At 72.4% G+C, this 25,836-nt stretch carries 23 protein-coding genes and 1 pseudogene; 9 read left to right on the top strand and 15 right to left on the bottom strand.

From position 1 onward, the window contains the following. Nucleotides 1-247: 247 nt before the first annotated feature. Complete coding sequence (locus AAFF41_RS20770; protein ID WP_343324399.1) at nucleotides 248-1,273, bottom strand: SGNH/GDSL hydrolase family protein; 1,026 nt, start codon at nucleotides 1,271-1,273, stop codon at nucleotides 248-250. Between the two features lie 143 nt (nucleotides 1,274-1,416). Here AAFF41_RS20770 and AAFF41_RS20765 point away from each other — a divergent pair, with 143 nt between their 5' ends. Further along, nucleotides 1,417-2,811 carry a cystathionine beta-synthase gene (locus tag AAFF41_RS20765; protein ID WP_054237278.1) on the top strand — a complete coding sequence of 465 codons (1,395 nt, stop codon included), beginning with the start codon at nucleotides 1,417-1,419 and terminating at the stop codon, nucleotides 2,809-2,811. Nucleotides 2,812-3,290: 479 nt separating this feature from the next. Here AAFF41_RS20765 and AAFF41_RS20760 read toward each other — a convergent pair whose 3' ends face one another. The 4 genes from AAFF41_RS20760 to AAFF41_RS20745 all read right to left on the bottom strand — a co-directional run bounded on the left by AAFF41_RS20760 (nucleotide 3,291) and on the right by AAFF41_RS20745 (nucleotide 6,040). Continuing rightward, a complete protein-coding gene (locus AAFF41_RS20760; protein WP_319748924.1) occupies nucleotides 3,291-3,725 on the bottom strand; it encodes a hypothetical protein in 435 nt (144 codons plus the stop codon). A 109-nt stretch (nucleotides 3,726-3,834) separates the two neighbouring features. Continuing rightward, entirely contained in the window at nucleotides 3,835-4,500 is a 666-nt protein-coding gene (locus AAFF41_RS20755; RefSeq protein ID WP_343324398.1) for a carbonic anhydrase, read from the bottom strand. 131 nt (nucleotides 4,501-4,631) lie between these two features. Then, entirely contained in the window at nucleotides 4,632-5,144 is a 513-nt protein-coding gene (locus tag AAFF41_RS20750; RefSeq protein ID WP_054237280.1) for a cysteine dioxygenase, read from the bottom strand. Continuing rightward, a complete protein-coding gene (locus AAFF41_RS20745) occupies nucleotides 5,141-6,040 on the bottom strand; it encodes an amidohydrolase family protein (RefSeq protein WP_343324397.1) in 900 nt (299 codons plus the stop codon). The genes AAFF41_RS20750 and AAFF41_RS20745 overlap by 4 nt, the downstream gene beginning before the upstream one ends. Nucleotides 6,041-6,258: 218 nt before the next feature. Here AAFF41_RS20745 and AAFF41_RS20740 point away from each other — a divergent pair, with 218 nt between their 5' ends. After that, complete coding sequence (locus tag AAFF41_RS20740) at nucleotides 6,259-7,263, top strand: LacI family DNA-binding transcriptional regulator (protein ID WP_319748920.1); 1,005 nt, start codon at nucleotides 6,259-6,261, stop codon at nucleotides 7,261-7,263. 289 nt (nucleotides 7,264-7,552) lie between these two features. On the opposite strand, the gene AAFF41_RS20735 is transcribed toward AAFF41_RS20740, so the two are convergent. From AAFF41_RS20735 to AAFF41_RS20720, 4 genes are read right to left on the bottom strand one after another with little or no spacing between them, the layout of a single operon-like run. Then, on the bottom strand, nucleotides 7,553-8,485 hold the full coding sequence (locus tag AAFF41_RS20735; RefSeq protein ID WP_343324396.1) for an ABC transporter substrate-binding protein: 933 nt from the start codon (nucleotides 8,483-8,485) through the stop codon (nucleotides 7,553-7,555). Between the two features lie 14 nt (nucleotides 8,486-8,499). Next, nucleotides 8,500-9,171, bottom strand: coding sequence for an ABC transporter permease (locus AAFF41_RS20730; RefSeq protein ID WP_319748918.1), 672 nt, complete (start codon nucleotides 9,169-9,171; stop codon nucleotides 8,500-8,502). Between the two features lies 1 nt (nucleotide 9,172). Then, a complete protein-coding gene (locus AAFF41_RS20725) occupies nucleotides 9,173-9,814 on the bottom strand; it encodes an ABC transporter permease (RefSeq protein WP_319748917.1) in 642 nt (213 codons plus the stop codon). Next, nucleotides 9,811-10,860 (bottom strand): ABC transporter ATP-binding protein, encoded by a 1,050-nt coding sequence (locus AAFF41_RS20720; protein ID WP_319748916.1) that lies wholly within the window; start codon nucleotides 10,858-10,860, stop codon nucleotides 9,811-9,813. Before AAFF41_RS20720 ends, AAFF41_RS20725 begins: the two co-directional genes overlap by 4 nt. A gap of 142 nt (nucleotides 10,861-11,002) precedes the next feature. Here AAFF41_RS20720 and AAFF41_RS20715 point away from each other — a divergent pair, with 142 nt between their 5' ends. The 3 genes from AAFF41_RS20715 (at nucleotide 11,003) to AAFF41_RS20705 (ending at nucleotide 14,348) form a co-directional block, all read left to right on the top strand. Then, nucleotides 11,003-12,697 (top strand): aromatic amino acid ammonia-lyase, encoded by a 1,695-nt coding sequence (locus AAFF41_RS20715; RefSeq protein ID WP_319748915.1) that lies wholly within the window; start codon nucleotides 11,003-11,005, stop codon nucleotides 12,695-12,697. Nucleotides 12,698-12,840: 143 nt separating this feature from the next. After that, nucleotides 12,841-13,674, top strand: coding sequence for a MurR/RpiR family transcriptional regulator (locus AAFF41_RS20710; RefSeq protein ID WP_319749056.1), 834 nt, complete (start codon nucleotides 12,841-12,843; stop codon nucleotides 13,672-13,674). Between the two features lie 104 nt (nucleotides 13,675-13,778). Further along, a complete protein-coding gene (locus AAFF41_RS20705) occupies nucleotides 13,779-14,348 on the top strand; it encodes a hypothetical protein (RefSeq protein ID WP_099941738.1) in 570 nt (189 codons plus the stop codon). 23 nt (nucleotides 14,349-14,371) lie between these two features. Here the strand turns inward: AAFF41_RS20705 and AAFF41_RS20700 are convergent, their stop codons facing one another. The 5 genes and pseudogenes from AAFF41_RS20700 to AAFF41_RS20680 all read right to left on the bottom strand — a co-directional run bounded on the left by AAFF41_RS20700 (nucleotide 14,372) and on the right by AAFF41_RS20680 (nucleotide 18,317). Next, nucleotides 14,372-14,746 (bottom strand): roadblock/LC7 domain-containing protein, encoded by a 375-nt coding sequence (locus AAFF41_RS20700; protein WP_054231414.1) that lies wholly within the window; start codon nucleotides 14,744-14,746, stop codon nucleotides 14,372-14,374. A 92-nt stretch (nucleotides 14,747-14,838) separates the two neighbouring features. Then, nucleotides 14,839-15,348: a roadblock/LC7 domain-containing protein gene (locus AAFF41_RS20695; protein ID WP_319748914.1), complete on the bottom strand. Its 510-nt coding sequence runs from the start codon at nucleotides 15,346-15,348 to the stop codon at nucleotides 14,839-14,841. Nucleotides 15,349-15,386: 38 nt separating this feature from the next. Further along, on the bottom strand, nucleotides 15,387-16,118 hold the full coding sequence (locus tag AAFF41_RS20690; protein WP_067376518.1) for a hypothetical protein: 732 nt from the start codon (nucleotides 16,116-16,118) through the stop codon (nucleotides 15,387-15,389). A 149-nt stretch (nucleotides 16,119-16,267) separates the two neighbouring features. Further along, nucleotides 16,268-16,666, bottom strand: coding sequence for a hypothetical protein (locus AAFF41_RS20685; protein ID WP_054236907.1), 399 nt, complete (start codon nucleotides 16,664-16,666; stop codon nucleotides 16,268-16,270). 311 nt (nucleotides 16,667-16,977) lie between these two features. Then, nucleotides 16,978-18,317 (bottom strand): annotated as a pseudogene (locus tag AAFF41_RS20680) (type III PLP-dependent enzyme domain-containing protein). Nucleotides 18,318-18,679: 362 nt separating this feature from the next. On the opposite strand from AAFF41_RS20680, the gene hutU reads away from it, so the two are divergent. From hutU to hutI, 4 genes are read left to right on the top strand one after another with little or no spacing between them, the layout of a single operon-like run. Beyond that, nucleotides 18,680-20,353, top strand: a complete 1,674-nt coding sequence (hutU, locus tag AAFF41_RS20675) for a urocanate hydratase (RefSeq protein WP_060901824.1) — start codon at nucleotides 18,680-18,682, stop codon at nucleotides 20,351-20,353. Continuing rightward, nucleotides 20,350-21,579 (top strand): allantoate amidohydrolase, encoded by a 1,230-nt coding sequence (locus AAFF41_RS20670; protein WP_143601861.1) that lies wholly within the window; start codon nucleotides 20,350-20,352, stop codon nucleotides 21,577-21,579. Before hutU ends, AAFF41_RS20670 begins: the two co-directional genes overlap by 4 nt. Further along, entirely contained in the window at nucleotides 21,570-22,910 is a 1,341-nt protein-coding gene (locus AAFF41_RS20665; RefSeq protein WP_388407106.1) for a formimidoylglutamate deiminase, read from the top strand. Before AAFF41_RS20670 ends, AAFF41_RS20665 begins: the two co-directional genes overlap by 10 nt. A 35-nt stretch (nucleotides 22,911-22,945) precedes the next feature. Next, complete coding sequence (hutI, locus tag AAFF41_RS20660) at nucleotides 22,946-24,133, top strand: imidazolonepropionase (protein ID WP_319748911.1); 1,188 nt, start codon at nucleotides 22,946-22,948, stop codon at nucleotides 24,131-24,133. A gap of 50 nt (nucleotides 24,134-24,183) precedes the next feature. Here hutI and AAFF41_RS20655 read toward each other — a convergent pair whose 3' ends face one another. Then, complete coding sequence (locus AAFF41_RS20655; protein WP_319748910.1) at nucleotides 24,184-25,692, bottom strand: RICIN domain-containing protein; 1,509 nt, start codon at nucleotides 25,690-25,692, stop codon at nucleotides 24,184-24,186. Between the last annotated feature and the right edge of the window lie 144 nt (nucleotides 25,693-25,836).

Below are 25,836 nucleotides of genomic sequence, written 5' to 3'. Positions count from 1 at the left end.
GGGTCACCGCTCCGACGGTGTGACTAGGACCGCATTTCTAAGCGCTTGCTTTCCTCGCCTCGGTTGCTGGAGGCATCCAGGGCGCCGGGATCCGGGGCGCAGCCCCGGCCCAGGGGCGCGGGAACTGCGCGACCAACCCCCACCCACCCGCAGCGGCAGGACATACCCTCGGCGCCCGGCGTCGCACGCGCCCGGCGTCGCACGCGCCCGGCGTCGCACGCGCCCGGCGTCCCACGCGCCCGCCGTCTCACGCGGACGGCGTCGGCGCGGGAGCCGGGTCCGTGGCGGGGACACGCCGGCGCCGGCGGCGCTTGAGGAGGGCCCACGGGCCCCGCGGCCCCGTGGGCATGGCGGCCGTGACCTCCGTGCCCGGCTCGGACGCCGCCTCCGCCGCGGCCCGCGCGACCGGCAGGAAGCCCTCGCGACGGGAGACGTCCGGGCGTTCCTCATCGGCCGGCCAGAGGCCCAGCGCCGCGCAGACGGTGGGCAGGACGGCCATCGCCGCCGTCGCGTACCCCTCCGCCGAGGGGTGGTAGTTGTCGGGGCCGAACAGCTCGCGCGGATTCGCCTCGAACTCGGGTCCCAGCAGGTCGCCCAATGAGACGGTACGGCCGCCCTGCTCGACCGTGCCGATGGTCTGCGCGGCGGCGAGCTGGCGCGAGGCGCGGCGGGCCAGCCAGCGCAGCGGCTGCTGGACCTGCTCCACCGTGCCCAGGTCGGGGCAGGTCCCGACGACCACCTCCGCCCCCGCCGTACGCAGCCGTCGCACCGCGGCCGACAGATGGCGGACCGACCGCGTCGGGGGCATCCGGTGGGTGACATCGTTGGCGCCGATCATGATCACGCAGACGTCCGGCACCCGCGAGGTGTCCGCGAGGGCGATCGCGACCTGCCGGTCGAGGTCGTCGGACTGGGCACCGGGCAGTGCGACGTTGCACATCTCCACGGGGCGTTCGGCGACCGCCGCGAGCCCGGACGCCAGCAGCGCGCCGGGCGTCTGGCGGGCCCGGTGCACGCCCTGCCCGGCCGCCGTCGAGTCACCCAGCATGGTCAGCCGCAGCGGCGGCCCGTCCTGCACGGCGTACGCGTACCCGTAGAGACCGTCCGCGCGGGGCGCGTGCGCGTGCCCGTTGCCCACATGGCGCTTCGCCAGCTGCACCTCGGCCAGCACCAGCCCGACCGCCGCGGCACCCACCAGCCCGATCCCGCCGCCGCCGTACGCCGCGCCCGCCGCGATCCGCCGTGCCACCCTCGCCCTCGACAAGCTCGACATACGTCGCCGCCACCTCCTCGTAGCCGTACAAACACTGCTTGCCCCGTGGAGCAGGTCGGCCAATCTCAACGGCGAGTGAACCGTCACCCAGGGCCTTAGGCTGACGGGACCATTCCTGTTAAAACGCAGCTCCGGAGACAACGGTGCAATTCCACGACTCGATGATCAGTCTCGTCGGCAACACCCCGCTGGTGAGGCTCAACAACGTGACCGCGGGTATCCAGGCGACCGTCCTGGCGAAGGTTGAGTACTTCAACCCCGGCGGGTCCGTGAAGGACCGCATCGCCCTGCGCATGATCGAGGCCGCGGAGGAGAGCGGCGCCCTCAAGCCCGGCGGCACGATCGTCGAGCCCACCAGCGGAAACACCGGGGTCGGGCTGGCCATCGTGGCCCAGCAGAAGGGCTACAAGTGCATCTTCGTCTGCCCCGACAAGGTGAGCACTGACAAGATCAACGTGCTGCGGGCGTACGGCGCCGAGGTCGTCGTCTGCCCCACGGCCGTCGACCCGGAGCACCCGGACTCGTACTACAACGTCTCCGACCGGCTGGTCCGCGAGACGCCCGGCGCCTGGAAGCCCGACCAGTACTCCAACCCGAACAACCCCCTCTCGCACTATCACTCCACCGGCCCCGAGCTGTGGGAGCAGACGGAGGGGAGGATCACCCATTTCGTGGCCGGCGTCGGCACCGGCGGCACGATCTCCGGGACCGGGCGCTATCTGAAGGACGCGAGCGACGGCAAGGTCAAGGTCGTCGGCGCCGACCCGGAGGGGTCCGTGTACTCCGGCGGGTCCGGGCGGCCGTACCTCGTCGAGGGCGTCGGTGAGGACTTCTGGCCGACGGCGTACGACCGTACGGTCGCGGACGAGATCGTGGCCGTGTCCGACAAGGACTCCTTCCAGATGACGCGGCGGCTCGCGAAGGAGGAGGGCCTGCTCGTCGGCGGCTCCTGCGGGATGGCCGTGGTCGCCGCGCTGCGGGTGGCCGAGCGGCTCGGACCCGACGACGTCGTGGTCGTGCTCCTCCCCGACAGCGGGCGCGGGTACCTCAGCAAGATCTTCAACGACGAGTGGATGGCCGACTACGGGTTCCTGGAGGACTCCGGCCCGAGCGCGCGCGTCGCGGACGTGCTCAACGACAAAGTGTCCGGCGCCATCCCCTCCCTCGTCCACATGCACCCGGACGAGACGGTCGGCGAGGCCATCGAGGTGCTGCGCGAGTACGGCGTTTCGCAGATGCCGATCGTCAAGCCGGGCGCCGGTCACCCGGACGTGATGGCCGCCGAGGTCGTCGGGTCCGTCGTCGAACGGGAGCTGCTCGACGCCCTGTTCACCCAGCGGGCCTCGTTGCAGGACCCGCTGGAGAAGCACATGTCGGCGCCGCTGCCGCAGGTCGGTTCCGGCGAACCGGTCGGCGACCTGATGTCCGTGCTCGGCAGCGCCGACGCGGCGATCGTGCTCGTCGAGGGCAAGCCCACCGGTGTCGTCAGCCGCCAGGACCTGCTGTCCTTCCTCGCCAAGGGCGGCGCCAAGCAGTAGGCGCCGACGGGCGGCCCGCGGGCAAGAAGGCGCCGGTCGGGGCGCTTTCCGCAGGTGGCAGGAGGATATTTCCCGAAGTTCCCCTCCTGAGGGGGATCTTCCTGCCTTTCGGCAGGGAACTTCGCGGAAGTGGTACGAGCGCGTCACGTCCGCGCAGCACCCGCTTAACACGGGTCCGGCACATTAGTGGGTGTCGGCAGGGCGGGAGCGGCTCCCCGCCCCGGCCGACGCCAAAACGGCGCCAAGGACCTCCGGAGCGGCTCCCGGACCTCCATGGACGCCACGGACGCGCAAGCCCGGCCCTGACCCGGCCCGCGTCCCTCGCGGGGACCGCCGTCGTCCCGCCCCCCGGTAACGGGGGTGCGGCGGTCCCCGCGCAACACGTGGAGAGGGCCCGGCACCTGTCACAGGTGCCGGGCCCTCTCCAGGTGCACGACGATGGACCGCGCTGCAGGCCCCGGTCCTCCCAGTCGGAGTCCCTAGTCCTCCCAGTCGGAGTCCGACTTTGCCCTGCGGCGGCCGAAGAAGTTCGGGGTGACGCGCGCGGCCTGGACCACGTTGACGCCCACGATGCCGGCCCAGGCGACCAACAGGCCGGGCAGATGCGCCACGCCGCCGATCGCGGACAGAGGGACCGCCAGGACCAGCGACACGATCCCGAAACCGAAGCGCTCCCCCCACGAGTCGGTTGTCCCCTGCGGAGAGCGCGTACCGCGGGCCACCACCATCTGCTGCTCGGCCAGCTGCCGCCGTACCCGGCGGTCCACCGCGCCGTCGAGGCGCTGTTCGACCTTCTCCAGGAACGAGTCGACGAGCGCGGACTCGTACTCCTCGCCCAATTCCCTGCGCGCGTGCAGGGTGGCGTCGAGTTCCTTCTTCAGTTCGGCGTCGCCGCCCGCTTCCCTACCGGTCATGCCGTTCACGTTAGGGAGTGACGGCCCCCGTGGCACTGGGGATAGCCCCCCTGTTGGGACTGGGCTGCACCCCCGGGGGACATCCGGCCCGACACCCGCCGGACAGGCCCTAGGGGAGGAGGGTGACCAGGCTGGAGTCGAGGTCGAACCGTGCGGCGGCCACATGCGCCGCGGTGAAGGCCGGGTCCGCCCGGATCGCGTCCCGGACCCAGGCCGCCTGCGCCCGTACGGTGTGGTCGGCCCAGTCCCCGGGCACCGCCCGGGTACGGAGCGCCGCGGGCGTGATCTCGTCCACCAGGAGGGCGAGATGGCCGGGCGCGGGTTCCCCCGTACGGAGGTGTTCGAGCGTCGCCGTGACGGCCCCGCAGCGCTCGTGCCCCAGCACCAGCACCAGGGGAACGCCCAGCTCCTCCACCCCGTACTGGACGGATGCGAGGACCGCCTCGTCGAGCACCTGTCCGGCGGTCCTTATGCACAGCAGGTCCCCGATCCCCTGGTCGAAGACCAGCTCGGGCGGGACGCGGGAGTCGATGCAGCCGACGACGACCGCGAACGGGTGCTGCCCGGCGGCGAGGACATGCCGCCGGGCGCGCTCCTCGTGCGGATGACGGGGTTGCCCGGCGGCGTACCGCCGGTTGCCCGCGAGGAGTTCGTCGAGCGCAGCGCGGGCGGTCGCCGGCCGGGAGCGGGGAGCGGCGACGGCGGGAGTCGATGCGGTGGTGGTGAGTACGGAGGCGGTGGTCGCCGCCAGAAAAGCCCTGCGGTTCGGGGGCATGACGCTCCCTCAGGAGGTGTGCTTGTAGCGCTCGACCACCGTACGCACACGCACACTCACCCTGAGTGTCGATTTAATGATCCTTGGTTGAATCGTCGTCGGATCATCGCTGCCGCGATACCGCCCCTTGATCAGGCGGCCGAGCTGTCCACGGGGAGGTCCAGGGGTCGCAGCTCGTCCGCGTACGAGACGGAGATCCGGCGCATCAGGCCGTCCTCGGTGATGTCGTACTGGCCCAGGCGCCACAGCGGCGGCGAGTACGCGTGGATCGACACCGCGTCGTCGGTGGCGCCGGTCAGGCGGTGGATGTGCTCGGGGCCGAAACAGAAGGACTCGCCCGCGCCGACGGTGACGGACAGGTGGCTGCCGCCGATGCGCGGGTTGGACTCGGTCAGCGCGCCCTGGACGACGCCGACCGCGCCGGAGGAGATGTCGTGGTCGTGCCAGCCGGTGTCGTTGCGCCGGGTCCAGCACAGCAGCCAGACATCGACGTACTCGTCGCGGTACAGCGACGCGTAGTGGCGCTCCTCGTCGGAGAACGCGACCTGCTCGCGCCAGAGTTCGGGGCGGGTGGCGAGGTCGTCGACGAGGGCCTGGAGCTCGCGCTTGTCGAGCGTGCGGTCCGGCAGGGCCTCGTACGTCATGGGGTGGCTCCCTTCAGGAGGCGGGCGGGGTTGACGGTGCGCAGGGCGTGGACGGCGGCGGCCGCGCCGAGGTCGGGGACGGTGGGCGAGGCGTAGGGGCGGTCACTGCCGCTGACGACCACGTCGATGCCGACGGCCCGTACGAGCGCGTCCACGGCACGCGTCCCGTACGACGAGGTCTCGTAGAAGGCGTCGAAGTCGACCTCGCCACGCCCGCCGCCGCGCGCCGCGAACCGTTCGCCGTGCAGCGGCGCGAGTCCCGCGAGGGCGGCGAAACAGACGCGCAGGCGTGGGTGACGGGCGCGGCCGAAGGCGCGGAAGGCGAACCAGGACGCGTGCATCTGGTGGACGTAGGGGACCAGCGCGGGCCACCAGGGCGGGGTGCCCGGGGTGGGCGGGGCCGTGCCCGGGTGGACGAACAGCGGCGTGTCGTGGCGGGTGAGGACATCGAGGAGGGGTGCGCAGAAGTCCCAGCCGGCCGCGTCCAGCAGGGCGGTGGCGGGGAGCTGGAGGCCCGCGCAGCCCCGGCGGAGTTCGCGCTCGACCGCGCCCGGGGCTGTCTCCGGTGCCGACAGGCAGGGCGAGGCCCAGACGCCGAAGGGGGCCGGGAGTGCGAGAGCGCCGTCATGGAAGGCGGCGAGCAGCGGGGCGGCCTCGGCGGGCGGCAGGTGCTCGATGCCGAGCGGGCTGGAGAGGGAGACCAGGGCCAGGTCCAGGCCGTCGGCGTGGGCGAGTGCGGTACGGGCCGCGACGTCGTGGTCGGCCGGGTCGACCTCGTACGGCGGCTCGCCCGCCAGGTGCAGGGTCCAGCCGTCGAGGTACGGCGGTGCGGTGCGGGCGCGCAGCAGCTCGACGAAGGCGGGCGGCCAGATGTGCTGGTGGACGTCGGTGGGCACGCGGCGGTCCTCGCTGGGTGTACTGAGGTTAAGCGCTTCACTGATGCGATTAACTTAAGCGGTTAACAAGGGGGCGTCAAGCGGTCGGACGAGGTGGGGGCGGGGCTGGGCGGGAGCGGGGTGCGGCAGGGGTGGGGACGGAGTGTGGGTGGGGGGCGGCCGGGGGTCGGCCGGGCCTTGCGCTCACAAGGTGGACGTGTCCCGGTAGGCTTCCCGGCATGGCCAGGCCCAATAAGCGCACCACCCTCCGGGAGGTGGCCGAGGCCACTGGTCTCTCCACCGCCGCCGTCTCCTACGCCCTGCGTGGCAAGCACGTCTCGAAGGAGACCGAGGAACGGGTGCGCAAGGCCGCCGCCGAGCTCGGCTACGAGGCCGACCCCATCGCCCGCGCCCTCGCCAGCGGGCGCACCAGCATGGTCGGTGTCCTCGCGGGCGACCTTCAGGATCTCTGGCAGCAGCAGCTGATGGCCGCCATCGGCCGGGAGCTGCTGGCCGGCGACCGCTACGCGCTGATCCTCGACGCGGGCGGTGACCCCGACCGTGAGCTGAAGCTCGCCAAGCAGCTGCGCGACCAGCGTGTCGACGCGTTGCTGGTGTCGCCGGTGAACCCCGCGGCCGAGGAGTGGGCGGCGATCGCCGACGCGTTGCCGGTGGTGGCCGTCGGGGACTCGCTCAGCACGGCCCGTACCGCCGGGCAGGTCATCTTCGACAACCGGGCCGGCATCGACTCCGTCCTGGAATATCTGTACGGGCTCGGCCACCGCCGGGTGACCGTGCTGACCCCGACCCGGCCGAGCACGCCCGACCGGCCCGCCGACGTGTACGTCCGCGAGGCCGCCGAACGGCTCGGGTTGCGTGCCGAACTGGTTCCGTGCCCGCAGGAGTTGGGCGAGGCCACGGTCGTCGCCCGGCGCCTCCTGGACGGGCCCCGGCCCGCGACCGCCGTCTTCTGCTTCTCCGACTCGCTGGCGTACGGGGTGTACGCCGCCGCCGCCGAGGCCTCGCTGTCCGTCGGCCGGGACGTCTCGGTGGTCGGCTTCGACGACCATCCCGTGTCCCGGGTCCTCACCCCGCCGCTGACCACGGTGGACTGGGGTCTCCCGGAGATCGCCGCGGAGGCGGCACGCCTGACCGTCGCGGCGATCGAGGGGAAACGGGTGCGGAAGAAGCGGATCCTGTGCGCGCCGAGGATGAGCGAACGGGGCTCAGCGGTCCGGGTATAGCCCCCAGATCTCCCGCCCCCGCCGCCGCCCCTACCCTCCCCCAAGTTCTCGACTTGGCTCGAGCAGGGGGACCCCCATCATCCCTGGGGCTCCGCCCCAGGCCCCGGACACCCGTAGTCGTTCGGCTGCCGCCCGGTGGGGGCCGGCCGCGCAGTTCCCCGCGCCCCTGAAGACCTCGGCCCGACCGGTGTCCGAAGACGAGGCCGACAGCCGTACCCCGCGCTACCGGCTACGCCCACCCCGGCCCACACCTCCAGCCCGACGACTGGCCCCGACGACTTCCGACCGCTCACGCCAGCTTCTTGGTCTTCAGCCAGGTGTTGGCGACCGCGTCCGGGTCCTTCTTCTCCTTGTCCACCAGGCGGTTGAGCTTGGTCAGTTCCTCGGAGGTGAGGACGTTGCCGAGGGTGGCCAGGGCCTTGCGGACCTTCGCGTCGGCCTTGCGGGAGGCGATGAGGGGGACGACGTGCTGGGAGGGGATCAGGTTGAGGGGGTCGGTGAGGACGACCCAGCCGTTCTCGATGACGTCCACGTCCGTGGTGAAGACGTTGGCGACGTCGATGTCGCCCTTCTTCAGTGCGCCCTTGACCAGCGGGCCCGAGGAGTCGAGGGACTTGAACTCCTTGAACTCCACCCCGTAGCGGTCCTTGAGGCCCACGACACCGACGACCCGCTTCTTCATCTCGGCGGCGGCACCCAGGACCAGTTCGCCGTTGGCCTTGCGCAGGTCGGCGAGCGAGGTCAGACCGTACTTGGCCGCCGTCTCCTTGGTGACGGCGAAGCTGTCGCGGTCCTCGGCCGCCGCGTAGGGGAGGACCTCGAGGCCGCTGGGGAGCACGGTCGTCAGCGTGTTCTGCATCGCCCCGGCCTCGGTGTCCGTGGCCTTGTCGTCCAGGTACAGGAGCAGGCTGCCCTGGTATTCGGGGAGGAGGTCGATGTCGCCGCCCTCCAGCGCGGGCACGACGATCTCGCGTGAGCCGAGGTTGGGGCGGACCTTCGTCTTGATGCCCGCGGCGCCCAGGACACCCGCGTACAGGTAGCCGAGGATCTGGTTCTCGCTGAAGTTGGCGGTGCCGATGGTCAGCCCGCCGGCGCTCGATCCGGAGCCGCCACCGCTGCCGCCGCCGGAACTGTCGAGCGAGGTGATGCCGCTGCTGCAGGCGGCCAGGGCGGGGACGGAGGCCGCGGCGAAGAGGCCGCCGAGCAGAGTCCTACGGTTCATGGTTCTTCGGCTCCTCAGTGGGCGGCGGTGCGGCGGTGACGGAACAGGTGGCGCTGGAGTCCGGCCAGCGCGAGGTCGAGCACGACGGCGACGATCGCGACCAGCGCCGCCCCGCCGAGGACCTGGACGAGATCGCGCTGCGCCAGGCCGTCGAAGACGTACCGGCCGAGGCCGCCGAAGCTGACGTACGCGGCGATCGTGGCGGTGGACACCACCTGGATGAGGGAGAGGCGCAGGCCTGTCATGATCAGCGGAAGGGCCAGCGGGATCTCGACCTGGAACAGGACCTGGTGGCCGCGCATGCCCTGGCCCCGCGCCGCGTCCTTCACCTCCGGGTCGACGGCGCTCATGCCGGCGTAGGTGTTGGTGACGATGGCGGGTACCGCGAGGACGACGAGGGCCACGTACACCGACCACAGCGACAGGCCGCTCACCAGGAAGACCAGGACGACCAGGCCCACGGTCGGCAGCGCCCGGCCGAAGGAGGACAGGTTGATGGCGAGGAAGGCGCCCTTGCCGGTGTGACCGATCAGCAGGCCGAGCGGGAGCGCGATCGCGGCCGCGATGAGGGTGGCGAGGAGCGAGTACTCCAGGTGCTCGGCGATCCGGTGCGCGATGCCGTCGGTGCCGGCCCACTGATCGCCGCTGACCAGCCACTTGGCGAGGTTCTTGAAGAGTTCGTACATGTCAGGCTCGCCGCCTCGTCCACGGAGTGAGTACGTACTGGATCGCGACCAGCAGCGCGTCCGCGACCAGCGCAAGCAGCAGGGTCAGGACCACGCCGACGATCACCGGTGTCGGGAAGTTGCGCTGGAAACCGTCCGTGAAGAGCTGGCCGAGTCCGCCGTCGCCGATGTAGGTGGCGACGGAGACCAGGGAGATCGACATGACCGTCGCGATCCGCACGCCCGCCATGATCACGGGGAGGGCGAGCGGGAGTTCGACGGTGAGCAGGGTCCGCAGCGGGCGGGTGCCCATCGCCTTGGCGGCTTCCTTGGTCTTCGCGGGGACCGAGTCGAGGCCCTCGACCGTGTTCCGGAGCAGCACGACCAGGGTGTAGACCGTCAGGCCGATGACCGTGGTGGTGCGGGTCAGGCCGCTCACCGGGAGCAGGAGGACGAAGATCGCGATCGACGGGATCGTGAAGAGGACGTTCGAGAGGCCGAGGAGCACGCCGCGCAGGGCGCGCACCCGGTGGGCCACGACGGCCAGCGGGAGGGAGATCAGCAGGCCGAAGAAGACGGCCAGCAGCGCGGCCTGGAGGTGGGAGAGGGCGAGGGAGGTGAGGTCGTGGGTGTGGTCACCCATCCAGGACCAGTCGACGGTCATATCGCCACGCTCGCGGTGCCGGGGGTGCCGTGCGTCTTGCTCGCGTGCTCGTGGATGTCGTCGCGGGAGGTGACGCCGGTGAGTACGCCGTCGGCGTCTACACGTGCCACCAGTCCGGTGGGCGAGGCGATCGACTCGTTGAGCGCCGCGAGCAGGGAGTCGGTGTCCTTGAGCGGTCGTACGGGGAGTTCGGCGTCGTCCGCCGTCGCGCGCCAGTGCCGCGGCTTGCGGGCCTCGTCGAGGACGAGGGTCCAGGCGCCGCCCTCGGGGGCCGGGCCCTGCGGCACGTCGGTGAGGTGCTGGAGCGAGAGGAGCTTGAGGCCCCGCTCGGCGCCGAGGAAGTCGGCGACGAAGTCGTCCGCGGGGCGGGCGAGCAGGTCGGCCGGGGTCGCGCACTGCACCAGATGGCCGCCGGTGCGGAAGATCGCGATCTGGTCGCCGAGCCGGACGGCCTCGTCGATGTCGTGGGTGACGAAGACGATGGTCTTGCTGAGCTCCTTCTGGAGGCGGAGCAGTTCGTCCTGGAGCTGGGTGCGGACGACGGGGTCGACCGCGCCGAAAGGCTCGTCCATGAGCAGGACGGGCGGGTCGGCGGCGAGCGCGCGGGCCACGCCGACGCGCTGCTGCTGGCCGCCCGAGAGCTGGTGCGGGTAGCGCTTGCCGGCGTCGGCGGCGAGACCGACGGTCTCCAGGAGCTCGGCCGCCCGTGCCCTGGCCTTCTTGCGGCCCCAGCCCAGCAGCAGCGGCACGGTGGCGACGTTGTCGAGCACCGTGCGGTGCGGGAAGAGGCCGGCCTGCTGGATGACGTACCCGATGGAGCGGCGCAGGTCGGCCGCGTCCTGCTCGAGGACGTCCTTGCCGCCGACGCGAATGGTGCCGGAGGTCGGATCGACCATCCGGTTGATCATCCGGAGGGTGGTGGTCTTACCGCAACCGGAAGATCCGACGAGGACGGTCACGCCGCCTTCCGGCATCTCCAGAGAGAGGTCGTGGACTGCGGTGGTGCCGTTGGGGAAGCGCTTGTGGACCGTGTCGAACTGGATCATGAGGTGTCCCTTGCCCGGTCTGCATATCGTCATGCAGAGTTCTCTGTACCTGAATAGGTTGTCAACGGTCCGGTGTTAATCGCTGGTTACTTATGGCCACCAGGCAAGATCCAATGTCCGGATTGAGGGGAGTTTTTGCTCTATGTCGTCTCGGAATGCGGACACGTCGCGTGCGGTGGTGGCCGGTCTCACCGCCGGTCTCGTGGTGCTCGACGGGCGCAGCACCGGTGTCACCGACATCGTGCGGCTCGCCGACGGGGCCGCGCGGCCCGTTCCCGGCACCGAGGCGATGAAGCGCGTCGAGCAGTCCTGGGACGCCGCCCGGCAGATCGCCGCCACCGGTCGCGTCTACGGGCGTTCCACCGGCGTCGGCGCCAACCGGAACGAGGACGTGCCGACCGAGGCCGCCGCCGAGCACGGGCTGCGCCTGCTGCGCAGCCACGCCGGTGCCATCGGCGAGGAGCTGCCCGCCCGCCAGGTCCGGGCCATGCTCGCCGTCCGCGCCAACCAGCTCCTGGCGGGCGGAGCGGGCCTGCGGCCCACCGTCGTCACGGCACTGTGCGAGGCCCTGGAGACCGGCGCGTACCCGGTCGTGAACGAGTTCGGGTCGGTGGGTACCGGGGACATCGCGGCACTGGCCCAGGTGGGCCTTGCGCTGGTGGGGGAGCATCCCTGGCGGGGGCCGGACGCCTCGCGGACGCCGCCCGTGCCGGCCGCACCGTCCGGGCCGCGGTCCCCGGAGCAGGGCGTGCCGCCCCGGGTACAGGCTCCGTCGGTCCAGGCCCAGGGGCCGTCGCCGCTCGGTCTCGGGGAGAGGGTGACGTCCTTCGGGGAGGAGGTGTCGTCCGGGGGGCAGGGCCTGCCCCCCGAACCCCAGCCCCTCGACAACAACGACGCCCTCGCCCTCATCAGCAGCAACGCCCTCACCCTCGGGCAGTCCGCGCTCGCCCTGGACGAGCTGCGGGGGCTGATCGAGGCCACCCAGGTCGTCGCCGCGCTGTCCCTGCTGGCCGTCGACGGATCGCACGAGGCGTACGCGGCTCCCGTGCACGCCGCACGCCCGCACCAGGGCTCGGTCGAAGTCGCGCGTCGGATGCGGGAGTTGATCGGAGCCGCGGACCGGCCCACCCCGCCGCTCGGGCGGATCCAGGACCCGTACGGCTTCCGGTGCGTCCCGCAGATCCACGGGCCCGCGCAGGACGCCGCGGACGCCCTCGAAGAGGTCCTGGTCGTCGAGATCAACGCCGCCGCCGAGAACCCCCTCATCTCGCCCGAGGACATGGCCGCGTACCACCACGGCGGCTTCTACCAGGCCCAACTCGCCCTTGCCCTGGATCACTTCAGGCTCGCCGTCACACAGGTGGCGCGGCTGTCGACCTCCCGGCTCTCCACCCTCAACGAACCCGCCTACACCCGCCTGCGCCCCTTCCTCGCCGACCACGAGCCCGCGTCCTCCGGCGTGATGATCCTGGAGTACGCCGCCGCGGCCGCCCTCGGCGACCTGCGCGCCTTCTCCGCGCCCGCCTCGCTCGGCCACGCTGTACTCTCCCGGGGCGTCGAGGAACAGGCGAGCTTCGCCTCGCTCGCCGCACGGCAGACACTGCGGGCGTGCGGTGCCTACCGTCTCGTCGTGGGCTGCGAACTGGTCTCCGCCGTAAGGGCGCTGCGTCAGCGCGATCTGCGGCCCGACCCGGAGTTGCCGGTCGGACGGGCGATGGAACTGGCCGAGTCCGTGCTCGGCCTGGACCAGACCGACCGGCCGCTGACGGACGACGTGACGGCGGCGGCCGCGCTGCTCGACCGGTTCACGGACATCTGGAGGGGGAGCGAGTCATGAGCGTGGACAGGAGCACGGACGTGGGCGCGGAGGCGAAGGCCGGCATGAAGGCCGACGTGAAGGCCGACGTGAACGACGGCGTGAAGGCCGGCATGAACGTGACGGCAGGCGTGAAGGCCGGCCTGAATGCCGACGAGAGCGTGATGGACAGTCCCGCCGGGCGCCTGCAGGCGCTCTTCGAGGGGCACCGGCTGACGCCCACCCAACGGCGCATCGCGCACAGCATGGTGCGCAGCGCCGCCGACGTGCCGTTCCTCTCCAGCGTCGAACTCGCCGAACTCGCCGGGGTCAGCCAGCCCTCCGTCACCCGCTTCGCGGTCGCGCTCGGCTTCGACGGCTACCCGGCGCTGCGCAAGCACCTGCGCGAGGTCGCGCCCAGCGAACAGACGGCGGCTCCGGGCTCGTACAACGAGTACCAGCAGGCCGTCGAGGCCGAGATCGAGAACCTCAAGCACCTCGCCGAGGTGCTCGCCGACCCGCGCCCGGTGCAGCGTGCGGGACGGCTGCTCGCCGCCTCCCGTCCGCTCCCGGTGCTCGGGCTGCGCGCCGCCGCCTCCCAGGCGTACGGCTTCGCGTACTTCGCCGCCAAGGTCCACCCGGACGTACGGCTGCTGCACGAGGGCGGCACCATGCTGCACGACCGCATCGACGCGGCCGTCCACGCCGGAGCCACCGCCCTGCTCTGCTTCGCGCTGCCCCGCCACCCGCGCGAGGTCGTGGACTCGCTCGCCTACGCCAAGGAGGCCGGGCTGACGGTGGTGACGGTCGCGGACTCCGCGTTCGCGCCGGTCGCCAAGGTCTCGGACCTCCTCCTGCCCGCCGCCGTCGGCACCGGGCTCGCCTTCGACACGGCCTGCTCCCCGATGCTCCTCGGGCGCGTCCTGCTGGAGGCGATGTGCGACGACATCCCGGACGCCCAGACGCGGCTGGAGGAGTTCGACGCGCGGGCGGCGGCCAGAGGCCTGTTCGTGGAGTAGTCACGATTCGGTGGAGTGGCCCCGCTTCTCAGACTCGTCTCACCTTCGCTCGTTAGCGTGCGCGCCCAAAGACGCTGAAGACGCAAGCACGGGAGGCGGAGAACGTGGCGCGCGGAGGGCAGGGGCTGGCTCGGGTGGCCGTCGTGGTGAGAGCGGGGGCGGCACCGCTGTGGTGGTTCGGGGTGTTCGCGGCCGGTATCGGGGTGCTGTTGCCGGGGCTGACCGGACGCCGGATCGGGGTCATGGCCGGGGCCGCGCTGTTCATCCTCGCGGCCGTCGTGGTGGCGTACACCCGCAGGAAGCGGTACGCCGCGCTCGTCCGCTCGGCCGCACGCGCGAGCAAGCAGGACGTGCTCCAGGATCGGGCCGTGACGGTACGCAACTGGCGCCGGGGCCACCGCTGGTGGCTGCTGCTCGCCTTCGTGGCCGCGCTCGGCAGCTCCTTCGCGGTGCCCGCCGCGGGTGGCATGCTGCTCGCCGGTGCGGGCGTCGGGCTGTGGCTCAAGGCCGGCTGGCTCGGGCGCCGGGAACGCGCCGAGGAGGCGCTGATCTGGGTGCGCGTCGACTGGCTCGGCCGACGTGCCGGGGCTCCCGCCGGAAAGCCGGTCAAGGCCTGCCGGGCCACCGGAGTGGCGGCCGGCGACGCCGCGCCCGGCGGAGCGCGACGCCGCTGACCCGAGGCGGCGACAGGGGGTCGCTACACCTCGAGGTCCGCCTCGATCCTCTTCAGCTGGTGCCGGGCCATCGCCAGGTTGGACCGTTTGGCGTCGAGCACCAGGTACAGGAAGAGCCCGTTGCCGCCGCGCCCCTTGATCAGCCGGATCAGGTGGTACTGGTCGGACAGCGTGATCAGGATGTCCTCGATCTCGCCCTTCAGTCCGAGGTGCTCCATGGTGCGGATCTTGGCGCGGACGACGTCGGTGTTGCCCGCCGCCGCCACGGTGAGGTCGAAGCCCTTGCTGCCGCCGATCGTGCCCAGCGCCATTCCGCTGGTGTAGTCGACGAGGGCGGCTCCGGTCGCGCCCTCGATCGAGGCGAGTGCTTCCTTCAGCGCGGTTTCGGTGTTGGTCATGGTGTGGTTCTTCCTTTCGGCTTGTCGGTCCGACTTTTCGGTCCGACTCTTCGGCCCGACCTTCGGTCCGACGTTGCGGTCCGACTTTTCGGTCAGCTTTCCGATGCGGTAGGGGTGTTGGGGGTGGGGGTCGAGGGCGTTCGGGGAGTGCCGCGCGCCGTACGGGTGCGCGTCGGCATGGAGGCCTGCCGCGCGGGAGCCCGCGCCGGGGCGACCGGTTCGCCGCGCGCCGTCGCGGCCTCCACGAGCTCGCCGATCCGGGTACCGGAACGGCGCCCCTCCAGATGCAGCCGGCCGACGTTGACCCGGTCCTGGGCCAGCAGCGTCAGCACGGCGGAGCCGCCCGCCGCGTACGTCGCGACATAGCCGTCGACGCCGCGCACCAACAGCTCGCGGAACTCGCCCTGCCCGGTGGCGTCCGCCATCCGCACGGCCACCCCCAGCGCGGCCGCGGTGAGCGCGGCCACGCCCTCGGGTTCCACTCCGGGTGTGTCGTGGGCGAGGACGAGTCCGTCGACGCTGGCCGCCAGCGCACCGGTCAACTGGGGCACGCGGGCCCTCAACCGGTGCAGCTCGTCGAGGACTTCGGGTTCCGCCGCCATCAGCAGTCTCCTCTCGGCACGCTGTCGCAGCGCGCGGATCACAGGGCCTCCAGCGCGTCTCGGAGCCGGCGCAACAACGCGACGTCGGGATCGGCGGAAGACTGGGTGAGCACCTTGGGCAACGGCGCACGCTCGGGCGCGTTCGCCGCCGTGACGAGCCCGGCCGCGGCCAGCCGGCGGACGTCGACGAGGGTGTGGAACGCGGGCCGCCCCAGGGCGAGCGAGATGTCCGACGCCGTCCGCAGACCGTCCACCCGGCCGAGTACGGCCCACTGGCGCAGGGGGACCGACGGTTCGGCGGCGCGCCGGGCGCGTGCCAACGGGGCGGTGTCCGTCGCCGGGTCGGGCCAGACCCGGTGCAGCAGCTGGCGGCGGCGCAGCGTCTCACGCTCCACCGCGGCCACGGGCACGGGACGCACGGGGCCGAGCCAGTGCGCGGCCCCGTACCGGAACCGGGCCGGAGTGCTGCTCGGCCCCAGCACGAAGTACGCCGCGTCGTACAGCGCCCCGAGATGGCACAGCTCCAGCGCGCCCTCGGCGATCCGCCCGCGCTCGACCAGGAATCGCCCGACCCGTCGCCGCGCCCCGGCCTCGGCGACCGCCTCCCGCCAGGACTCGGCCGCCAGCACTCCGCGGGCGGTGAGCAGCACGTCGAGCGAGGGGGTGGCGGGGCTCTCGGCGTGCACGACCTCTCCGTCACAGAGGTAGAGCACCCCGCGCTCGCGCACCAGCACTCCGGTGGCCCGCTCGGCGGCGAGTCGGCTGAGCATGGGCGAGAGGCCGACGGGGGCCGCCGCCCTGTCGTTGGCGTTGTTGCTGCCGTTGTTGCTGTCGTTGTCGTTGTCGTTGTCGCGGTCGTGGTCCTGGCCGCTGTCCCTGTGCACGGCGCGTTCGAGTGCGGGCGGTGTTCTGACCGTCGTCATCCCAGTACCAGCCGTCCGGCCATCTCGCCGAGCCGGATCCGGGCCAGCGCGAGATTGCCGTCAGCCCGGTCCAGCCACAGATGCAGGAACACGCTGCTGTCGAACGTGGTTCTGACGAACCGCAGCAGGTGGTAACTGTCACGGTTGCTGACGATCAGGTCCTCGACCGGGGTCTCCTGCTCGGACCAGTCGGACCCGTCGGACGGGGCGAACGCCTTGTGCTCCGCGGCGAGCCGGGCGAGCTCGGCCGCCTCCGCCGCGGTCGTCTCGTGGTCACCCCCCGGGGCGTCCCCGACCGTGCCCAGGGCCAGCCCGCTGGTCCAGTCGACCACCGCGGCGCCCCGGGCACCGGGCAGTCGCATGGCTTCCAGTAGGCACTCGTCGATTCCGGGCACCACGTATCCCCTCCCGCCAAAGGGTTCGGCCGAGTGACGCCGAAGTTACGCAACGTGTGCGCGACGGGTGAGCGATCTGGCATTTTCCTGTGGAACATGCGCGCGGTGACTAAGGTGGGTCAACTGACCATATTTTCAGTCCTCTTGAAGCTGTTCGGATGGCGGTCAGGGCGTTGCGATGGCGCGCCAGGGGGCGTTCGCAGGTCCGCGGGGGTGCGCGACGAGGCCGCGCACGCCGTGTTCTATTTCGGGGTGCCAGGTGCCAGGTGCCAGGTGCCAGGTGCCAGGTGCTAGGCGTCGGGTGCCGGGGGCTACAGCGCCGTGAGTGCCGTCGGCCGCGTGCCGCCCGACTCCGCGACGATCTCCTCCACGCCCTGCGGCTCCCGTACGACCGCGAACCGCACGTCCCCACCCCCGTTGCCGTTGCCGCCCTCGACCGACGCGAAGCCGTAAACGCCGGGCCGGGCCAGGGAGTTGTACGCGTAATGGTGGGCGAAGTAGTACGCGCCCGTGTCCAACGCCGCCGCGTAGTCACCCTGTTCGAGCAGCGGGAGCGCGCGCCCCTCGGCGAGCAGGTCGCCGGCGAAACAGGCGGGCCCCGCGATGTCCTGGACGACGTCCGGACCCGCCTTGGGGCGCCCCAACGCGTCGTACGCGGCGATCCGCAGCGGCCAGGACCCGGGCGCGTACACCGTACGCGTCGCGATCTGCACCCCGGCGTGCGTCACCGCGACCGGCCGACCCCCGGCGGACTTCGCGTACTCGACCCGCGCGACCACCGTCCCGTGCTTGGCCAGCAGTGACCGCCCGAACTCGGTGACCAGCCCGTACCGCCCGTCGAAGAGTCCCGGCACCGCCTCGGCGAGCAGCCGTGCGTACTGCGCGTACGTCGGGGTCGTGACGTCGGAGCCGAAGTTGACCGGCAGTCCGCCGCCGATGTCGAGTGTGTCGATCTGCCGCCGCCCGACACGCCGGTTGATCTCCTCGGCGAGCGCGTACGTCTCCGTGATCCCCCGCGCCATCAGCGAGAGCGGGATGCCCTGTGATCCGGTGTGCGCGTGCAGCCGGGTCAGCCACGGACGGTCGGCGTACGCCTGGACGATCCACTCCCGGGCACCCTCGTCGCGCAGCGCGACCCCGAACTTCGAGGTCGCCGTCGCCGTCGACAACGCCTCGATGGAACCCCCGCCGACCTGCGGGTTCACCCGGATTCCGATGGGGGAGCGGGGGGCGGGGACCCAGCGGGACCGCCGTTCGGCCGGTCGGGCAGGTCCCCCACCAGGCCGTCGATGCGGTCCAGCTCCTGCGGATTGTCCACGTTGACGGCGATGCCCAGCGCCAGCGCCTCGCGCAGCTCGGCGATCGTCTTGGCGGGTGAGTCGAGCACGGTCTCGGAGGGCGGCACTCCGGCCGCCCGTGCGAGGGCGAGCTCACCGGGGCTCGCGACCTCCGCGCCGATGCCGTGCTCGTGCAGCAGCCGCAGTACGGGCACCAGCGGGGTCGCCTTCACCGCGAAGGCGTGCAGCACGGGTGTGCCCGGCGCCGTCACCGCGTCGAAGGCGGCCCGCAGCTCCGCCACCGAGGCCTTGATGCCGGGAACGTCGAGGAGGGCGATGATGGGGGCCTCGGACCCCAGCAGTCCATGCTCCACGGCGGCCCGGACGGCATCGTCGCGTCGCGCCCCGCGGTCGGAGCCGGACTCGCCCGCCGTGGGCGCCTGACCCGAAGGCGCTCCGCCGGTCGAAGCCCCACCCGAAGGCGCTCCGCCGGTCGAAGCCCCACCCGAAGGCGCCGCCGCTGAAGACGTCCCGGTCGACGGCGTCCCCGTCGAAGGCACCCTGGTCCCCGCTGCCCCGTCGCTCACTGAATCCTCCGTCGTGTCCCTGTCTGTGCCCATACATCCCAGCCAAACATCCGCGCCACGCCCCCGCTGGCCCACTCATCTATTGACTAGCTCTATTCAAGAAGTCAGGATGTGAATATCTACTGCAACAGTCCGCTAGGAGGCAGACCATGTCAGGACCCCGCCCCGTCCGAGCGCCGCGCGGTACGGAACTGAGTGCCCTGGGATGGCAGCAGGAAGCCGCCCTGCGGATGCTGCAGAACAACCTCGACCCCGAGGTCGCCGAGCACCCCGACAAGCTCGTCGTCTACGGCGGCACCGGCAAGGCCGCCCGCGACTGGCGCTCCTTCGACGCCATGGTCCGCACGCTGCGGACCCTCAAGCAGGACGAGACGATGCTCGTCCAGTCCGGCCGTCCCGTCGGCGTGATGCAGACCCACGAGTGGGCCCCGCGCGTCCTCATCGCCAACTCCAACCTGGTCGGCGACTGGGCCAACTGGGAGGAGTTCCGCCGTCTGGAGGCCCTCGGCCTCACCATGTACGGCCAGATGACCGCCGGCTCCTGGATCTACATCGGCACCCAGGGCATCCTCCAGGGCACCTACGAGACCTTCGCCGCCGTCGCCGCCAAGAAGTTCAACGGCACGCTCGCGGGCACCATCACCCTGACCGCGGGCCTCGGCGGCATGGGCGGCGCCCAGCCGCTCGCCGTGACGATGAACGACGGTGTCGCGATCTGCATCGACGTCGACCCGCGCGCCATCGAGCGCCGCATCGAGCACCGCTACCTGGACGTGAAGGCAGACTCCCTGGAGCACGCCCTCCAGCTCGCCGTCGAGGCCCGCGACCAGCGCAAGCCGCTCTCCATCGGCCTCCTGGGCAACGCCGCCGAGCTGCTGCCCCGCATGCTCGCCGAGAGCGCCCCCATCGACATCGTGACCGACCAGACCTCGGCCCACGACCCGCTGGCCTACCTCCCCATCGGCATCGACTTCGACGACATGGCCGACGCGGCCGCCAAGGACCCGGCGGGCTTCACCACCCGCGCCCGTGAGTCCATGGCCAAGCACGTCGAGGCGATGGTCGGCTTCATGGACGCCGGCGCCGAGGTCTTCGACTACGGCAACTCGATCCGCGGCGAGGCCCAGCTCGCCGGGTACGAGCGGGCGTTCGCCTTCCCCGGCTTCGTCCCCGCCTACATCCGCCCCCTCTTCTCCGAGGGCAAGGGCCCCTTCCGCTGGGCGGCCCTCTCCGGCGAGGCGTCCGACATCGCCAAGACCGACAAGGCGATCCTCGACCTCTTCCCGGAGAACGAGTCCCTGCACCGCTGGATCAAGCTGGCCGGCGAGCGCGTCCACTTCCAGGGCCTGCCCGCCCGTATCTGCTGGCTCGGCTACGGCGAGCGCGACAAGGCCGGCGAGCGCTTCAACGACATGGTGGCGTCCGGCGAACTCGCCGCGCCCCTGGCCATCGGCCGCGACCACCTCGACTGCGGCTCCGTCGCCTCCCCGTACCGCGAGACCGAGGCCATGCTCGACGGCTCCGACGCGATCGCCGACTGGCCGCTGCTCAACGCCATGGTGAACGTCGCCTCCGGCGCCTCCTGGGTCTCCATCCACCACGGCGGCGGCGTCGGCATGGGCCGCTCCATCCACGCCGGGCAGGTGTCCGTCGCCGACGGCACCAAGCTGGCCGGCGAGAAGATCCGCCGCGTGCTCACCAACGACCCCGGCATGGGCGTCATCCGGCACGTCGACGCCGGCTACGACATCGCCGAGTCCGTCGCCCAGGAGCGCGGTGTGCGCATCCCGATGCGCGAAGGTGACGAGGGCGGCGCCGCGTGACCTTCCACAGCATGTGGGCGGAGCTGCTGCCGATCGGCCGCAGCTCCGCCTCCGGCGGCTACCGCCGCTTCGCCTGGACCGGGGCCGACGCCGACTGCCGGGCCTGGTTCCGGGCTCAGGCCGAGTCCCGCGGGCTGCGCTACGAGCTGGACCGCAACGGCAACCAGTGGGCCTGGCTCGGTGACCCCGCCGAGGGCGACGCCGTCGTCACCGGGTCCCACCTGGACTCCGTGCCCGACGGCGGGGCCTTCGACGGGCCCCTCGGCGTCGTGTCGTCCTTCGCCGCCCTGGACGAACTGCGCGCCAGGAAGGCCGAGTTCACCCGTCCCCTCGCCATCGTCAACTTCGGCGACGAGGAGGGCGCCCGCTTCGGACTCGCCTGCGTCGGCTCCCGGCTGGCCGCCGGACAGCTCACCGTCGAGCAGGCCCACCGGCTGACCGACGGCGACGGCATCACGCTCCCGCAGGCCATGGAGCGCGCCGGATACGACCCCGACACCATCGGTCCCGACCCCGAGCGCCTCGCCCGCATCGGCGCCTTCGTCGAACTGCACGTCGAGCAGGGCCGCGCCCTCGACCTCAGCGGCGACCAGGTCGGCATCGCCAGCGCCATCTGGCCGCACGGCCGCTGGCGCTTCGACTTCCGGGGCGAGGCCAACCACGCGGGCACCACCCGGCTCGTCGACCGCCGCGACCCGATGCTGTCGTACGCCGAGACCGTGCTCGCCGCCCGCCGGGAGGCCCAACTCGCCGGTGCCGTCGCCACCTTCGGCAAGATCTCCGTCGAGCCGAACGGCGTGAACGCCATCCCCTCCCTCGTGCGCGGCTGGCTCGACTCCCGCGCCGCCGACCAGGCGACCCTCGACACGGTCGTCACCGGCGTCGAGAAGGCCGCCCGCGAGTACGCGGAGGCCCAGGGCGTCGAACTCGACGTCGTCCGCGAGTCGTTCACCCCCGTCGTCGAGTTCGAGCACGCCCTGCGCGACGAGCTGGCCCGCATCCTGGGCAAGGACGGGGAAGGGGCCGCGGGACTCACGGTTCCCGTCCTGGGCACGGGCGCCGGACACGACGCCGGAATCCTCTCCGGGACCGTCCCGACCGCCATGCTGTTCGTACGCAACCCCACGGGTGTCTCGCACTCCCCGGCCGAGTACGCCGCCGAGGACGACTGCGTGGCCGGGGTGACCGCACTCGCCGACGTACTCGAAGGGCTGGCCTGCAGGTGACGCAGACGTACTGGCTTGAACACGCCTGGCTCGACACCCACGTCGAGCCGGGCGTGGCCCTGGACGTGACGGACGGGCGGATCACCGCCGTCCGCGAGAACACCGCCACCCCGCCCCCCGGCGCCGAGATCCTCCGCGGACTCACCCTCCCCGGCCTCGCCAACGCCCACTCGCACGCCTTCCACCGCGCCCTGCGCGGCACCGTCCAGGTCGGCTCCGGCACCTTCTGGACCTGGCGCGAGATCATGTACTCCTTCGCGGACAGGCTGACCCCGGACACCTACCACGCGCTCGCCCGCGCCGTGTACGCGGAGATGGCGCTCGCGGGCGTCACGGCCGTCGGCGAGTTCCACTACGTGCACCACACCCCCGGCGGTACCCCCTACGCCGACCCGAACGCGATGGGCGAGGCGCTCGTCGCGGCCGCGGACGAGGCCGGCATCCGGATCACCCTCCTCGACACGGCCTACGTGTCCTCCGGCTTCGGACAGCCGCCCAACCCCCACCAGCGCCGCTTCTCCGACGGCAGCGCGGAGGCCTGGGCGGAACGCTCTTCACTTCTCAAGGACCGTGATCACGCACGGATCGGTGCGGCCATCCACTCCGTACGGGCCGTGCCCGCCGGACAGCTGGCGACGGTAGCGCGCTGGGCCGAGGAGCGGCAGGCCCCGCTGCACGTGCATCTGTCGGAGCAGACGGCGGAGAACGACGCCTGCCAGGCCGCCCACGGGTGCACCCCGACGCGGCTGCTCGCCGACCACGGCGTGCTCGGCTCCCGCACGACCGGCGTCCACAACACGCACCTCACGGACGAGGACATCGCGCTGCTGGGCGACTCCCGGACGGGCACGTGCATGTGCCCGACGACGGAACGGGACCTGGCGGACGGCATCGGCCCCGCCGCCGCCCTCCAGCGAGCCGGCTCGCCCCTCTCCCTCGGCTCCGACAGCCACGCCGTCATCGACCTCCTCGAAGAGGCCCGCGCGATGGAGCTGAACGAGCGCCTGCGCACCCGCACCCGCGGTCACTGGACGGCGGCCGCCCTGCTGCGCGCCGCCTCCGCCGACGGCCACGCGGCCCTCGGCTGGCAGGACGCGGGCACCCTCGAAGCGGGCGCGCTCGCCGACTTCACGACGATCGCCCTCGACTCGGTCAGAACAGCGGGACCGGTGCCGCGCCTGGGCGCCGAGACGGCCGTATTCGCGGCGACGGCGGCCGACGTACGGCACACGGTCGTGGGCGGCCGGCACGTCGTACGCGACGGGGCGCACGCCCTTGTTCCCGAGGTGCCGCAGGCCCTCGCGCAGGCAGTCGAAGCCCTGCGCGCCTAGAGACGACCGCCGAACTCCGCCCCCACGAGGACGCCATGAGCAGCATCACCGGCACGACCACCGTCATCACCAACATCGCCAGTCTGGTCACCAACGATCCCTCCCTCGGCGACGGATCCCCCCTCGGTCTGATCCAGGACGCGGCCGTCGTCATCGAAGGCGACCGCATCGCGTGGACCGGTGACTCAAGAAAAGCACCCGCCACTGACAACCGGGTCGACGCCGGTGGCCGGGCCGTGATTCCGGGCTTCGTGGACTCCCACTCGCACCTCGTCTTCGCGGGCGACCGCACCCAGGAGTTCAACGCCCGCATGTCGGGCCGCGGCTACACTGCGGGCGGCATCCGCACCACCGTCGCCGCCACCCGCGCCGCCAGTGACGAGGACCTGGAGCGCAACCTCACGCACTACCTCCACGAGGCGCTGCGCCAGGGCACCACCACCTTCGAGACCAAGTCGGGCTACGGCCTCACCGTCGAGGACGAGGCCAGGGCGCTGCGCATCGCGGCGGCGCACACCGACGAGGTCACCTACCTCGGCGCGCACATCGTCTCCCCGGACTACGCCGACGACCCGGCCGCGTACGTGGCCCTGGTGACCGGCGAGATGCTCGACGCCTGCGCCCCGTACGCCCGTTGGATCGACGTCTTCTGCGAGAAGGGCGCCTTCGACGGCGACCAGGCCCGCGCGATCCTCACGGCGGGCAAGGCGAAGGGCCTGCACCCGCGCGTCCACGCCAACCAGCTCTCGTACGGCCCCGGCGTCCAGCTCGCCGTCGAACTCGACGCGGCGAGCGCCGACCACTGCACCCACCTCACGGACGCGGACGTCGAGGCCCTGGCGAACGGCCGCACGGTCGCGACCCTGCTCCCCGGCGCCGAGTTCTCCACCCGCGCCGAGTGGCCGGACGCCCGCCGCCTCCTGGACGCGGGCGTGACCGTCGCCCTCTCCACCGACTGCAACCCGGGCTCGTCCTTCACCTCCTCCGTCCCGTTCTGCATCGCGCTGGCGGTACGGGACATGGGGATGACCCCGGACGAGGCGCTCTGGTCGGCCACGGCGGGCGGCGCGGCGGCCCTGCGCCGCACGGACATCGGCCGCCTCACCGTCGGCGCCCGCGCCGACCTCGCCCTCCTGGACGCGCCCAGCCACGTCCACCTCGCCTACCGGCCGGGTGTACCGCTGGTCACCGGCGTCTGGCGGCGCGGCGCGCGCGAGGTCTGACGCCGGGGTCACGAGTCCGAGGCCGCGAGGCCGGGGTCAGGACGCGGGGGTCACGAGGCCCCCGCCCGCCACCGCTGACTCGTGCCCCCGTCGAGCGGCAGCAGGGACAGGCTGTCGCCGTCGCTCGGCGTGACCGCGGTCTCGACGGCGATGGCCGGGCGGATCACGCCGTCGTCGTCCACGGTGAACCTCAGGTTCTGGCCGTGGCTGCCGTCGATCGAGCCGCAGTCCCAGATCCCGACGCCGTTGTCGACGGAGCCGCGGCTGTCCAGACAGAAGTCGGAGTCGGCGTACGACTGCAGGACGCCGCGCCCGGAGTCGACCCGCCACCGCTGGGTGCGGGCCGAGGTGCAGGGGGCCGTGACGACGTCCGTGCCCTGTGTCAGATCACCGTCCCGGATGTCCAGGCACAGGCCCGAGGCGAGGTTCACGACCTGTGCGTAGTCGCTGCCCGGCGGGTGGGCCGGGGCGGGCGTGGGGGACGGCGTCGCACTGGCCGATCTCGACGGGGAGGGGCTCCGCGTCGGGGAAGGGGACTCGCTGGTCGCGGACGGCAGCGGGGCCGGGGGCGAGGGGGTCGCCGAGACGGTCGCCGTCACCGTCACCTGCGGCACGCTCGACGGGGTGGTGACCGAGCCCGCCGTGTTCTGGGACGGCGAGCCGCCCGACGACAGCACGACGAACAGCAGCGGCACCAGGGCGACGCCGAGGGCCGCCGCCGAGGTGAGGACGAAACGGCGGGACGGCGGCCAGGGCCCCGACGAGGCGGGGACGCCGGGCCGGGGTTCGCCCGCCTCGCTCATGACGTACGCCGTGCCCGACCACGGCAGCAGTCCCTCGGCCAGGGCGGTGCGCGGATGGTCGCGCAGGGCGGACAGCTCCTCGTACGCCGTCGTGCAGTGCGCGCAGTGCGCCATGTGGGCGTGCAGATCGGGGCTGGAACGGGGGTTGTCCGGCCGTAGCGACTCCTCGATCAGCCGTCGGAAGTCCCCGCAGCGCGGGTCGTCGGAGGCGGCGAGCCGGGACCTCAGACAGGCCTGGCCCAGGGCGTGCAGCGCGGGCTGCGCGCCGTACGTCACGTCCTCACGGGTGAGGCCGAGCAGGACGGCCGCCCGGTCGGCGGCTTCCTCTTCCACGACCCCGTACCAGAGCAGGCCCTGGGTGCGGGACGGGAGGGACCGGAACGGGGCGAGCATGGGCGGCACGGGCCCGCCGGGGCCGGCCGCGCTCAACACGAGGAGCAGACCGGGGTCGAGCCCCGCGGCCCGTTCGTCCCTCGCCCAGGAGGCGGCCACCCGCCCCGCCAGCAGCAGGAGCCGGTGGCGCCAGGGGACGCTCGGGTTCGAGCCGCGCGCCGTTTCCTGGGCCGCCAGGGTGAACGCCTGCGCCGCGAGCTGCCGCGCGGCCGACTCGCTGCGGGTGCACAGGCGCGCGTAGGCGAGGACGGACAGGCGGTGCCGCTCGCGGAGCTCCTGGAGGGCCGGATACGCGCTGGGGGTGTCGGCGCTCAGCAGTTCGGTGAGCCGCGTGTCGGACGCGCCCGCGTCGTCCTGAGCCATCTGCCGGCCTCCTCACATACCAGCCAGTTTGGAGTGCTCATAGTGACGGGAGTGGCCCTTTGAGGAAAGAGGGAGGAAGGAGACGCGAGAAAAAGCGGCCCGGCGCCGTCGGCGCCGGACCGCTCTCAGCTGAGAAGAGACGCC

This window comes from Streptomyces mirabilis (assembly GCF_039503195.1).
GTDB classification, from domain to species: domain Bacteria; phylum Actinomycetota; class Actinomycetes; order Streptomycetales; family Streptomycetaceae; genus Streptomyces; species Streptomyces mirabilis_D.
The sequence above is the reverse complement of the archived record's forward strand: the minus strand, read 5'-3'. Positions and strand labels throughout refer to the sequence as shown.

Excerpts from the sequence above, each read along its gene's own strand:
- AAFF41_RS20760 (WP_319748924.1), bottom strand. The coding sequence starts at position 3,725 with ATGACCGGTAGGGAAGCGGGCGGCGACGCCGAACTGAAGAAGGAACTC.
- AAFF41_RS20720 (WP_319748916.1), bottom strand. The coding sequence starts at position 10,860 with ATGATCCAGTTCGACACGGTCCACAAGCGCTTCCCCAACGGCACCACC.
- AAFF41_RS20770 (WP_343324399.1), bottom strand. The coding sequence starts at position 1,273 with ATGTCGAGCTTGTCGAGGGCGAGGGTGGCACGGCGGATCGCGGCGGGC.
- AAFF41_RS20725 (WP_319748917.1), bottom strand. The coding sequence starts at position 9,814 with ATGACCGTCGACTGGTCCTGGATGGGTGACCACACCCACGACCTCACC.
- AAFF41_RS20695 (WP_319748914.1), bottom strand. The coding sequence starts at position 15,348 with ATGGCGGCGGAACCCGAAGTCCTCGACGAGCTGCACCGGTTGAGGGCC.
- AAFF41_RS20730 (WP_319748918.1), bottom strand. The coding sequence starts at position 9,171 with ATGTACGAACTCTTCAAGAACCTCGCCAAGTGGCTGGTCAGCGGCGAT.
- AAFF41_RS20755 (WP_343324398.1), bottom strand. The coding sequence starts at position 4,500 with ATGCCCCCGAACCGCAGGGCTTTTCTGGCGGCGACCACCGCCTCCGTA.
- AAFF41_RS20690 (WP_067376518.1), bottom strand. The coding sequence starts at position 16,118 with ATGCTCAGCCGACTCGCCGCCGAGCGGGCCACCGGAGTGCTGGTGCGC.
- hutU (WP_060901824.1), top strand. The coding sequence starts at position 18,680 with ATGTCAGGACCCCGCCCCGTCCGAGCGCCGCGCGGTACGGAACTGAGT.
- AAFF41_RS20750 (WP_054237280.1), bottom strand. The coding sequence starts at position 5,144 with ATGACGTACGAGGCCCTGCCGGACCGCACGCTCGACAAGCGCGAGCTC.
- AAFF41_RS20735 (WP_343324396.1), bottom strand. The coding sequence starts at position 8,485 with ATGAACCGTAGGACTCTGCTCGGCGGCCTCTTCGCCGCGGCCTCCGTC.
- AAFF41_RS20700 (WP_054231414.1), bottom strand. The coding sequence starts at position 14,746 with ATGACCAACACCGAAACCGCGCTGAAGGAAGCACTCGCCTCGATCGAG.
- AAFF41_RS20715 (WP_319748915.1), top strand. The coding sequence starts at position 11,003 with ATGTCGTCTCGGAATGCGGACACGTCGCGTGCGGTGGTGGCCGGTCTC.
- hutI (WP_319748911.1), top strand. The coding sequence starts at position 22,946 with ATGAGCAGCATCACCGGCACGACCACCGTCATCACCAACATCGCCAGT.
- AAFF41_RS20655 (WP_319748910.1), bottom strand. The coding sequence starts at position 25,692 with ATGGCTCAGGACGACGCGGGCGCGTCCGACACGCGGCTCACCGAACTG.
- AAFF41_RS20710 (WP_319749056.1), top strand. The coding sequence starts at position 12,841 with ATGGACAGTCCCGCCGGGCGCCTGCAGGCGCTCTTCGAGGGGCACCGG.
- AAFF41_RS20740 (WP_319748920.1), top strand. The coding sequence starts at position 6,259 with ATGGCCAGGCCCAATAAGCGCACCACCCTCCGGGAGGTGGCCGAGGCC.